Source organism: Chondromyces crocatus, from assembly GCF_001189295.1.
GTDB classification, from domain to species: domain Bacteria; phylum Myxococcota_A; class Polyangia; order Polyangiales; family Polyangiaceae; genus Chondromyces; species Chondromyces crocatus.
On record NZ_CP012159.1, the window covers coordinates 4,232,265 to 4,244,314 of the forward strand.

General features: G+C 71.1%; 4 protein-coding genes. 1 reads left to right on the plus strand and 3 read right to left on the minus strand.

The window, feature by feature from the left end:
- The first annotated feature begins 56 nt into the window (after positions 1 to 56).
- Positions 57 to 878 (plus strand): ferredoxin--NADP reductase, encoded by an 822-nt coding sequence (locus tag CMC5_RS15725; protein ID WP_245678457.1) that lies wholly within the window; start codon positions 57 to 59, stop codon positions 876 to 878.
- 54 nt (positions 879 to 932) lie between these two features.
- Here CMC5_RS15725 and CMC5_RS15730 read toward each other — a convergent pair whose 3' ends face one another.
- From CMC5_RS15730 to CMC5_RS15740, 3 genes are all read right to left on the minus strand, one after another.
- Positions 933 to 5,192: a VIT domain-containing protein gene (locus CMC5_RS15730; RefSeq protein ID WP_050431200.1), complete on the minus strand. Its 4,260-nt coding sequence runs from the start codon at positions 5,190 to 5,192 to the stop codon at positions 933 to 935.
- On the minus strand, positions 5,189 to 9,688 hold the full coding sequence (locus CMC5_RS15735; RefSeq protein ID WP_050431201.1) for a VIT domain-containing protein: 4,500 nt from the start codon (positions 9,686 to 9,688) through the stop codon (positions 5,189 to 5,191). The genes CMC5_RS15730 and CMC5_RS15735 overlap by 4 nt, the downstream gene beginning before the upstream one ends.
- Positions 9,689 to 9,897: 209 nt before the next feature.
- On the minus strand, positions 9,898 to 11,907 hold the full coding sequence (locus CMC5_RS15740; protein WP_050431202.1) for an OmpA family protein: 2,010 nt from the start codon (positions 11,905 to 11,907) through the stop codon (positions 9,898 to 9,900).
- Between the last annotated feature and the right edge of the window lie 143 nt (positions 11,908 to 12,050).

Consider the following 12,050-nt stretch of genomic DNA (forward strand, 5'->3'; position numbering starts at 1 on the left):
GTGCCTTCCTGACAGCGCTTTTCTCCGGGTGGTCGTGCGGCTATCACGCGGTGTCCGTGGGAACGCGGCGAGAGGCGCTGTCTTGCCTCGACCACGCGCGCGCCTACATTCGCCTGTGGAGTGCCCTGATGCCGTCTGCTGCGCCGTTCGATGCCCGTCTCATCGCTGTCCGGAAGCTCAGCCCTGGCGTGCGTGAGATGATCTTCGAGCGGGTGGACGGTGAGCCCTTCGTGTTCGACGCCGGCCAGTGGGTGAACTTGCTCCTGCCGCTCCCGGAGGGCGAGGTGCGTCGGGCCTACTCGATCGCGTCGGCGCCCGCGGGGACGCCCCGCTTCGAGCTGGCGGTGACGCGGGTCGAAGGGGGACCTGGCTCGGAGTTCCTCCATGCGATGGAGGTGGGGGCCTGCGTGCGCGCGATCGGGCCTCACGGCCTGTTCACCCGCTCGCCCCAGGATCCCGCGCCGGCGCTGTTCGTCGCGACGGGCACCGGGATCACGCCGCTGCGGAGCATGCTGCACGCGGCACTGCGGGCGGGCTCGGGGGCGCGGATGTGGATCCTGTTCGGCGCCCGGTTCGAGGAGGACATCCTCTACCGGCAGGAGCTGATGGAGCTGTCGCGGGGGTCGGACAGGATTCGCTTCGAGGTGACCCTTTCTCAGGGGGGAGCTTCGTGGTCGGGGCGTCGAGGGTACGTGCAGCAGCATGTCCCCGAGCTGCTCGCCGAGCTCACGGCCAAGCAGGCGGTGGACGATCCGGGAGGCGTCGGCCCTCACCTGTACATCTGCGGTCTGGAGCGGATGGTGAACGCGGTGCGGGAGCTCTCGCGTGGGACGCTCGGTGTGGAGCGGAAGCGCGTCCACGTGGAGCGGTACGACTGAGGGAGAGGAGGGAACGCCGCGGCGGGTCGCGAGGGCGAGCGCCGCGGTGGCGTGTCAGGTGCGCTCGGGTTCCCAGCGACCGTCCGTCCAGCGCAAGGTCACGGCCTCTCCACTCGCGGGGAGGTCGACCTCCGTCGTCACGAGTGCAGGGGGCGTGCGCTCTCCGCGAGGGATCAGGGCGTCGACCCGGACCCGCAGCGGGGGGGCAGGCGCGAGATCCTCGGTGCGGCGCAGCCTGAGCAAGGGGGCCGTGGTCTCGCCTGGTTCGATGCGGAGCGAGGACAGTCCGAGCGATGCGGCGGTGAACTCCGCGGGCTGTTCGCGGCGTGCAGCGCCCGTCCCGCGGATCAGCTCCGCCTGCACGGCGGTCGTGCCGCCAGGGCTGCGGATCAAGACCACCGTGGCGCCGGCAGGGAAGGGGAGTTCGAGGGCGGCGCGCGCGAGGCGGACGTCGGCCTGAGGAGGGAGGTCCTTGCGCTGGAGGGCGTCGGCGATGAGCACTTGCGCGAGTCGGCTGGCGAGTTCTCCGAGCTCGGCGCTGCCCGTGCGGCCTCCGGTCTGCGCGACCCGAGAGAGGATGCGGAGGGCGACGTCGAGGCGTCCAGCGCCCGCATGGGCGAGGCCGAGCCGGAGCAGGGCAGCCGGATCGCCAGGGGCCAGTGTCTCGAGGGTGGCGTAGGCGGCGGTGGCGTCGTCGAACCACCCCTCGGTGCGCAGGCGGTCGCCCAGGAAGGCGCGCGCCCACGGATCGCGGGGGGCGCGCTCGCTCAGCTCGCCGAAGGTGCGACGCGCTTCGACCTCGTTGCCCGCGCGTCGGAGGGCCGAGGCGCCTTCGGCCAGGAGCGTGGCCTCGGCGAAGGGATCGCGGCGGAGGCGGCGGACTTCGTCATTGAGTTCGTCCTTCATGCCGAGGGCTTCGAGCAGGCGGAGCAGGCGGAGGCGGAGCTGCGGGGCGTGGGGCGCGAGCTGCTGGAAGCGGCGCACCACGGCGAGCCGCTCGCTGTCGGTGCGCGCGGCCGTGTAACGCTTGCGGAACACGCCTTCGGGGTAGGTCTCGTCGACGATGAGTGCCTGGCGAAGCTGGCGCAGCTCCTCCGGGCTCTGGGCCCTGCGGGCTGCCTCGCGTCGGACGAGCGTCGCGGCGTCGGCGTCGCCCGCGCGATCGAGCTCGCGTGCGAGCTGGACGCGGTAACCGACGTCCTGTCGGTGGCCGATGAGCAGCTCCAGCAGCGCTCGGCGATCGGACCAGGTGGGGAGTTCACAGGCGTGCCGCGCTTCGAGGTAGATCCCGGACGCGAGGTTCGCCGCCGTCACGGCCTCGCCGAACTTGCCGGGGGAGCGGTTGATCCGCTCTTGCCAGACGCCTCGGCGGAGGGGGAGGGGGATGGTGGAGGTGGGGGAGCAGCGGCGTCCTCGCAGCGGGACCCGCGCATCCGGGAGAGGGAGGATGAGCGTCACCGAGACGGTCTCGCGCAAGCCGCTGGCCGGGAAGGTGAGGCCAGCGATCACCACCTCCACGCAGCGCAGCAAGGCGGCGTCGTTCGTCGCGCCCAGGCCTTTGACGGAGACGTCTTCGGCCCGGCCCTCGCCGTCGACGCGGAGGGAGACGGTGAGCTGGCCGGCGAGGTCCGGTCTCAGGGCGGCGCGGGAGTCACGGCAGGCGCGCACGCTGCCGCTGGCCTGGGTGATCGTGCGCCGTGATGCGAGCGCGACGGCAGCCTTGTAGGCGGCGTCGCCCTCGTCGTCGGTGTGGGGCGTCAGGGCGCCGAGGACGTCGGTCAGGGCGCCGGCTGCGCCTTGCGGGGTGACCAGCGCGGCGGAGAAGCCTCCGCCGGCAGGGTCGAGGGCGAGGTCGAGGATCCTCGTGGGCAAGGGGGTGGGGCGGTGCACGCGCTTTCCGGGGGCGCTGAACTCGGCACCGCTGGAGACCAGGGCGGTCCAGGGGGTGAGCAGGCCAGCGCGGAGCGCGACGTCGGTCGCGGCTTCTCGACCGCGCCCGCGGAGCGCGATCTCGTCGACACGGGCGGCTGCCCAGCGGCGTTGCAGGTCGTCCACGCGGTTCGTGGGGATGACGGTGACCTGCCGCTTCTCTTCGTGGACGCCGCGGGCGTCGCGCCAGCGCAGGGTGATCTCCTTCGGGGGCTCGGTGCGGGTGCGCCCGACGGCCGCGACGGTGTCACCATGGGGGATGGCGCGGGATGCGCGGGGGTAGACGCGCTCCACGCTGGGGCCGAGGTCGATCTCGACGCCTGCGGCGGCGGGCTGGAGGGCCTCTGCGAGGAGCGAGATGGAGAGCCGTGGTGCGTCGGTGGCGTCTGCGAGTTCGAAGAGGGGACCTGTCCCTCGGGTGAGCGCCGCGAGCGCGGAGCGGTTGGCGAGGGGGCCGACGGCGACGGCACCGATGCGAGGGGCGCCGCTGGGGCGTCGGCTGAGGCGCGCGGCGATGGCGTCGGCGCTGTCGTCGCCGACGGTGGGCCATCCATCGCCGAGGTAGATCACCATGCCCGCAGGTGCATCCGAGGGGAGAGCGTCTGCGGCGCGCTCGAACGCGCGGCCGAGATCGGTGCTCCCTCCAGGCGAGAGAGTGCGGATGGCTTCGAGGGTGGCGGTACGTCGGGGGGCGTCGGCCGGGCCCAGGGTGTCGGGACCGACGTGGCGGGTCTCCGCGTCGGCAGCCAGGACGATCACGCGATCGCGCGCGGACAGGCCGCCGACGATCGCCGAGGCCAGGGCGCGCTCGGCGTCGAGCAAGGCGGGGTCGATGCTGGCCGAGGTGTCGAGGAGCAGGGCGAGGGTGACGCCCTCGCCACCTGCAGGGACCGGGAGGGCGTCGGGAAGCTCGGTGCGGACGAGCACCGTGCCTCCGGCTTCGTCGTTCGGGTCTCCGGGAGCGAAATAAAGGCGCGCGGGGGCATCCCAGGGCGTGAGTTCGACCTCGACGACGAGATCCGCGGTCGGCCGAAAGTCCGGGCGCCGTAGCTCGACGATGGGGCCGGCGAGCGGGGCGCTGTCGGGCGTCCCGGGGGTGCCGGCCCGACCTGCGGCCGAGAAGCCGGCGCCGACCGAGCGAGGACGCGAGGGGGAAGCGTCGATGCGCGCCGAGAACTCACCGATGAGGGGCGGGCTCGCCTCGCCGGCGAGGGGGTAGCGGTACTGCACGACGGAGGTGGTCGCGTCAGCGCGGCGGACCGGGGAGAGCCACTCCACGTAGCGTACGGTCACCGTGACGACTTCACCGGGCTGAACGCTGGGGAGGGTGCCGCGCACCCAGCCCTCGCCAGCCCACTCCAGCATCTCGGTGGAGGTGATGCCAGGAGCGTCATCGCGGTTGGCGAGCGAGGGGTGACCCTCGCGCGTGGTCTCGCCGCGCGTGGAGGCGAACCCGCTGACGATGGCGCCTTGAGGGAGCGCCATCCTGAAGTCGCCGATGACCGTGTCGGAGCCGCCATTGAAGAAGGTGGAGCGGACCTCGGTCTCGGCGAGCTCCCGGGTGATGGTGGCGCGGACGTCGTGGGCGCGGAGGGTGAGGGGAGCGCCGAGTTCGGCGTCGACGCCCGGGCGTCCCCAGAGTTCACCGACGGCGCGGCGGGGCACGCCCCGAGCACCCCAGGGGGCCGAGAGGCCACCCGTCCAGTCGTCGAAGCCTCGCTCGGGGCCGATCTCCACGACGTCGCCACGAAGCACCGCCGTCTCGCCGGAGCGCAGGGGCTGTTCGCCCTTGGGGGTGCGCAGGGTGACCTCGGCGCGTGGTGCATAGATGCGTGCTGCGCCGGGCTCGGTGCGGCCACGCTCCACGGCGACATCGGCGTCGGTCAGGAGGGCGTTCACGTCACCGACGACGATCTCGGAGCGTGCGCCGGGGGTGCCCTGCACGAAGACGCGGCCGCGTTCGAGTGAGATGCCCGAGCCGGAGAGCGCCAGCGTGGTGTCGCGATCGATCACGACGGTCGTGCCGTCGTCGATCCGCAGTCGCGCGCTGCCGTCGGCGTCCGTCGCGACCGTGTCGCCCGGGTGGAGGCGCTGTAGCCGCCGGATCTCGCTACCGTTCACGGTGACCCCGGCGTGGACGGCCGAGAGATCTGCCATGGTGGGGGAGAGCGGTCGGCTCTCTGGCGGGCGCCGCCCCGAGCGCGCGATGAACACAGCGGTCGCGACGACCACGAGGAGTGATGCCACGAGCGCGAAGCGTCGAGGACCGGACGCCGATGTGTCGGGGGGAGGCCGCGGTGGCCCTCCGCCTGCTCCAGAGGCGTCCTCGATCCACTCGGCCACGTCGTAACGGTCGCTCCGGGTCACCTGAAGCTTGCGGCTCACGGCGTCACCTCTCGCATGGTCTGTCCCTTGATGGCGAAGCGCTGCGTGGCGGCACCGTCGCGCTTGAACCGGACGGGGAGGCGTACGATCACCTCACTGTCCTCGGCCTCGTCGAACACGGCCGTGAGCACGGCCTCGGCACCGAGGCGTGCCGCGTGTTCCAGGGCGTCGGGCTCGAGCCGCACCTCGACGACGAGCCCATCGCGCGTGGGCAAGATGGCCTGCGCGATGCCGAGGGTCACGTCACCTTCCGGCGCCGGCATGGGAGCGCCGAGGGCGTTGGTCCACAGCGAGGGGTGAAGATCGGGGTGTGCCCAGGTGAGCGTCACCCGGGTGCCACGGGTTCGATCCCCTCCCTCGCCAGCGCGCACCCGTCGGATCCGCGCGGCGAGCAGGTCCCGCTCATCGGTGCGACCGGCCTCGCGTGCGGCGAGTCTGCCCCACGCGAGGTAGGTCGCGGCCAGGGCCCGCGCCGTGAGGGCGGGGCTTTCGACGACGTCAGGCGCTCCTGCCGCCCCGCCGGCCTCCGTCCATCGGACGGCTTCCTCGAGCTTGCCCATGCCCTGAGAGGCTGCGGCGCGCAGCAGGGCCACGCTGGTGTCGTCCGGGGCGAGGCGAGCCAGGGTCTCGTATTGCCGGGCTGCCTCTTCGTACCAGCCGTGAGCCCGGAGCAGATCCCCGAGGTAACGGCGCGCGGCCGGATCATCGGGCGCGAACTCGACGATCTCGCCGAAGGTCCGGCGCGCTTCGGCTTCGTCGAGCGCTCGTCGTGCAGGGTCCTGGTTGCGCGCCGCGAGCCGGAGATAAAGCTCTCCCACGGCCGTGCGTACCCGCGCGTCGGCGTCGGGCCGCGCGCGGAGGGTGCGACCGAGGGTGCGTGCGCCCGCCTCGTCCCCCGCATCCTCCAGCGCGTCGAGCAGGCGCAGCGCGAGCGACAGGTCATCCGGCCAGACGCGCACGTGGTCGCGCAGCGTGGCGACCTTGGCTTCCGGTGTCTTCGCATCGGCGAGAGAGCGCTGGAGCAGGCCTGGATCGATCGACTTCAAGCCCAGTGCCTGGTGCAGCTCCCGCATCTCGTCGGGGGTGCGGACCCGCGCGAGGATGCCTCGATAGAGCACGTCCGCGGCGCCGAGATCGCGCCACATCACGCGCCACAGCGAGACGCGCGCCGTGGTGTTCGGCATCAGGTCGAGCATCAGGGTGAGGAGGCGGGAGCGCTCCCGGAAGGTCGGCGCCTCGCACCCGGTGAGCGCGCGGCGGTACACGGTCGCTGCGGCTTGCGCATTGCCAGCCACACGGCCCAGGCGCTCTCGCCAGAGGCCGACCCGCTCCTCCAGCGGCGCCGTTGCGGCTGCGCTGCAGCGGATCACCGTATGGGGCAGCTCTCCGATCGCCACCATCATCCGGGTCGATGCGCCGGTCTCCGCGGTGACGTGGAGACCCGTGGGATGGATCCTGTCATCTCCTCGGGTGGTGCTTGTCGGCCCACGTCGCTTGTTCAGGGCGTCCGTCTGACGCGAGAGCTCCTCGAACGGGCTCTTCGGACGGGGAGCGTCGGCGCGACCTCCGCCTCCCTCGCCAACACCGCTCAGCCCCAGGCCACCGATGCTTCCCAGGCCGAAGCCATCGCTTTTCTCATCCTCCGCCCAGCCATTTCCTCGCTCGGCGAGGGCGTCTGCCGGAGGCGCTGTGGTCGAGGGGGCATTGTCGAGCAGGCCGATCATGCCGAAGTCCTTGGCCTGATCGCGGTCGACGTTCGGCGCTGCAGAGGGTGCTGGTTTTGGCGCGGAGGCGGCCCGTTGTGGCTGGACCTTGGCCACCTCGGCGGGCGGGACCACGGGGGCAAACTCCGGTTCGGGGGCGACATTTCCCGCGCCACCTCGGGGGGCACCGGGCGCGGTCATGGTGGCAAGTGGTGCGGGAGCTGCCGCAACCGGCGCGGGTCGAGGCATTTCGGGGGCCTCTCCCTTCGCCCTGACGCCGGTGCCTTCTTCGGTATCATCGTGGGCAGAGGGAGCGGCCGCACTCTCCGTCGGAGAGGCTTCCTCCGCCTTGCGGAACCAGGACGTGCTCTGCCGCGGTGGGGATGAGCGCGTCAGGGCTTTGCGCTGGTCGAGTTCCTGTCGCTCACTCGGGCTCATTTCGTTGCGGGTGGGTACGTAAAGAGAGGTGACGGGCGTGATGACGCCGTAGCGTGACCCCAGGTCCACCAGGGCGGCTCGACCGACACCCTCGTCGAGGAGCTGGGCGAGGCGTCCTTCGGCCCAGCGCCTGCGCAGATCTCCCTGGTCGTCGATGGGGGTGATCTTGAGGGGTAGTGTCCTGGCTTCACCATCGACGCGACTCACGATGGCCTGGCTGGGTGGCTTCTTGCCCACCAGCCTGCCGACGAGCACGGCGGCTTCGTCGGTCACGAGGGCGCCGAGATCGCGAGGGAAGACGCGCTCGACCTCGGGGCCCAGATCCACCCGGACGCCCATCCACGCGGGCCGCTCTGCATGCTCGAGCACACGGAGCGCTGCGCGGGCCGCCGCGTTGGCGTCGCCGATTCGCTCGGCCAGCGCGCCCTTCGCGAGCCCCTGGAGGATGGCCATGTCGGCCACGTCGCCCACGCCGAGTGCGAAGATGCGTGCCGGCCGCGGTAGCTTGGCGAGGCGATCGCGGAGATCCGGGAGGGTGCGCTCTCCGACGGTGGGAGAGCCATCGCCGATGTAGATGACCGCGCCTCGGCGCGCGGGATCGAGGGCTTCGGCGGCTGCTGCGAGCATGGCACCGAGATCGGTGGCGCCGCCTCGCTCGACGGAAGCCAGCGCAGAGAGGATGGCCTCGCGCCGTGCAGGGTCCACCGCGGTGAGTCCCCCGCCGGCCACGGGGCGGAGGGCGGAATCGCCGGCCCACACGGCCACGCGATCTTCCGGGCCGAGGTGCGCGAGCAGCGCCGCCACGGCCGCGCGACCGATCCCCAGGGCGTTTGCGTCGGTCGCCGCGGAAGCGTCGAGCACCACGGCGAGGTCGAGCCCTCCCGCAAGGACGGGTACGTCGGCGGCGCGGATCGGGACGAGCACGTAGTCGGCTTCTCCCTGGGCGCGTCGCTGGGCCTCGGGGCGCTCCTCCGGGGGCAGGACGGAGAGATCGACCACGTGGCGCGCGGTCACTCCACCTTGCGGGATCCCATTGTCGAACAGTTCGACCGCGAGATCGGCGCGCGGGACGAGATCCTGGGCGCGGACGATCAAGGTGTTGCCTTCTCGGGTACCTTGCATGCCGACACGAACTTCGGTCGCGCCTGCGGGGGCGAGATCGACGCGCGCGACGAGTTCCTCGATGAGCGGCAGGGATCCATCGGCTCCCTCGGCAGCCATGGGGTACACGTACATGCGCCGTTCCCCCTTCGGGCCCGAGCGGCCCAGCCATTCGGCGTACCGCACCACGACGCGGCGGGATTCGCCCGGGCCGATGGGGTAGAGGCGGGCGCGGTACACGCCTGGCGCATCCCACTCGAGCAGTGCAGGATCTTCGGTGGAGCCGGCGTAGACGTTGGCCTGGTACTGAGCGGCCGCCGCTTGCTTTTCTTTCACGCGGCCCCAGACGGTCACCCCGTCGCGGTCGACGCCGAAGCGGTGCAGGAGGGCGCCCTGAGGGGTTCGGAAGCGGTAGATGCCCTCCACCGTCTGGGAGCTCGGGTTGAAGAAGATCTCGTCGACCTCGGTGAGCGCGAAGTCTCCATCGATCGTCACGCGGACTTCGAGGCGCTGGATCGCCAGAGGAAAGCGAGGGGAGCCCTGATCCCCTGGCGGCCGAGCCCCCACCGTCCCCACGCCGTAGGGGGCTGGTTCTGCCGTGCGATCGGTCGTGGCGAGGCCGCCGGTCCAGTCGTCCCAGATCAGCGTCGCCTCCGTCGTGGCCTTCGCCTCTGGCGCTTTCCCTCGCAGGAGTAGCCGCTCGCCGGCCGCAGCTCGGGCGCCGGTCGCACCCTGCGCGCGGACCTCCCCCGCGAGCACGTACACCTCCGTGCCGTCTTCAGCGCCAGGGCTGGGGGACCCGGCCGCGCCCTTACCGACATGGATGCTGGCGCGCACGTGCGCGAGCTGGAGCGGTCCCGAGGGCGTCGCCAGGTGCTCGACCGTGCCTGCTGGTGTGTCGACGAAGGCGCGCCCCTCGTCCATGGTGATGCCCTCGGCGCGCAGCGTCAGTCTGGCCGGCCCATGCACGAGCAGCGTGGCGCCCCCGTCGCGTCGGAGCCATGCCAGGCCTTTCTCCGCGACGTGGATCTCGGCTCCGTCGACCAATCGCTCTCTCGGGTAGGGGGAGCGGGGCTGTTCCCCGGGGACCTGGACGGTGACCGACCGCCGTACGGTCCGGAGCTCGGCCCAGGTCTGGGAGCGAGGAAGCAGCGGTCGCTCGCCAGGACCGCAGCCGAGCGTGAGGGTGACGAGAAGCCAGAACAAGGCGGCCAAGGTGCGCGCTGTTCGCGCACCGGCACGGGTCGAGGGCATCGGGATCCTCCGCGCGTGCAAGACGAGGACGGAGGGGAGAAGTTCTCCCCCCGGGCGACGAGGCTATCAAGATCGGGGGGACAGCGTGGTGGACTGGAGGTTCCCGGCTCCCCAGGAGGCTGGGGTAGGGAGCCGGTGGTCCGTGCGCTCTGAGAAGATGAGGTGGAAGGGAGGCCGCGGCGGGTGAGGTAGACCCCAGGAAGGTCGGATCAGCCGCCAGGCGTCGGGCTGGCCGGCGCAGGGGTCGCTGGTGCAGCGGACTTTTTCGGTGACTTCACGGTGTTGAACTCCACACGCCGATTCTTCTGTCGCCCTGCGTTGGTCAGGTTGTCGGCGATGGGCTTGTCGGGGCCGTAGCCCTTGGCGATGAGCCGGTCGCTCGCGATGCCCTTGCTGACCAGGTACGCCACGACCGTCTCCGCGCGCTTCTGTGACAGCGTCCGGTTCATGTCGGCAGGACCCACATTGTCGGTGTGACCGGCCACCTCGATCTGGAAGATCTCGGGGTGCACTTTCAGGACGCTCACGACCGCATCGAGCACGGAGAAGCTCGGAGCGCCCTGGATCTTGTCGCTGGCAGCCGCGAACTCGACGCGCTGCAGGATCTTGATGCCCTCGTCGCTGACCTGCGCGAGGTTGGGCCCGCGATCGGGGCATCCGTCCTCGTCCTCGAAGCCGTTGTAGTTCTCCGGCTGATCAGGGCACTGGTCCTTGTCGTCCGCGATGCCGTCCTTGTCGCGATCGGGGACCTCGTCGGGGCAGCCATCTTCGTCTTTGTAGCCGTTGATCACCTCCGGCTCGTCGATGCACTCGTCTGCCTCGTCCGGGATGCCGTCCTGATCGTTGTCTGGATCCGGGCACCCGTCGGTGTCCTCGAAGCCGTCGGTGTCTTCCGGCGCATCGGGGCACTGGTCGATCGGATCGGGGACGCCGTCTTCATCCCTGTCCGGGCAGCCGTAGAACTCCTTCGTGCGCACCTTGCCAGGTTGATCGGGGCACTTGTCGTTCTCGTCGGGGATCCCGTCCTTGTCGCGGTCGGGGACCTCGTCAGGGCAGCCGTCTTCGTCATCGAGGCCGTTGATGACCTCGGCTTTGTCGGGACACTTGTCCCGGATGTCGGGGATCCCGTCGCGGTCGTTGTCGTCGTCGGGGCAACCGTCGTCGTCCTCGAAGCCGTCCTTGTCCTCGGGCTGAGAGGGACAGGCGTCGTTCTTGTCGTCGATCCCGTCGCCATCCTCGTCCCCGGGCTCGCTGACGAACGCGACGCCAGCGAGGGCGCGGAACGCCGGAACACCGACGCCCTGGAGGATGCCGGCTCCGCCACCTGCGGTGAGCACGAGCCCCGAGCTGAGCGGCTGCACCTGGACGGCGCCGTCGATCTCGAAGGAGTTGGTCCCGGTCTTGGACGCCTCGGAGAACTTGAACCCCGTGGCGCCGAAGCCCTCCGCGAGCACGCGGAAGACCTCGCTGACTTTGTAGCCGACGGCGACCCCGTAACGCAGCTCGACCGGGCCGATCTCCGTGGTGCCGAGGCGCTGGGTGCCCGGCAGAATGACGGCACGTACGTTGGCTCCGAAGCTGAGGGGCCCGGACGATCCATCGAAGATGCCGCGCACGCCGATGCGCACGGGGGCGGAGTTCCCGATGTAGCTGTTCTCTGCCGTCAGCCGGCCCAGGGGCGCGCTCAGATCGAGTGCCGCGCCGATCACCACCGGGTCACGCGGCTCGCCGTACACACGCACCTTGCCTTCGAGGGTGGGATCACCGACGGCGAAGGCGCCGAGTCCCCCCTGCGTCGCTGTCCCCTGGGCGGGGTCGAACCCAGCGCCATTCGCGTAGACGAGGGGCAAGCGCAGGCCGACCTGAAGGAACTTGAGCGGGGTGATCGCTCCCATCAAATTCCACGTGAACATGTCGGAGACGACGGGAACGTCCTCGGTCACAGGGTTGGGTCGAGAGCAGTCCTCTTGAGAGACGCAGCTTCGCACCACGAAGGGCCGGCTCGCGTAATCGAACATCACGCCCGCAGACCACCCGAAGGCGGCCTCCATGCGGGCGCCCTCGACACTCAGGTAGTTCTTCGAGCCCGGCGCGGGCTCGAATCGCTGGACCGAGAACTCCCCCTCCGCCGCCGACTGCTGCGCGAATGCAACGCCGGCGCCGAGATGCACCGCGGCGAACCCGACCGACAGCAGAGACAGCGCTCGCAACGTCTTCATCGATCCTCTTTGCTCACGATCGTTCGTTTCCGGTGCCGCGTGTCGGTTGGACCCGGGGGGGATTCGACATGCTGGTCGACCAGAGGGGCCGCTACGCGTGCGTGCGCCGAATCTGGCGCAGCGTAACCGTAATCTTCTCGGAT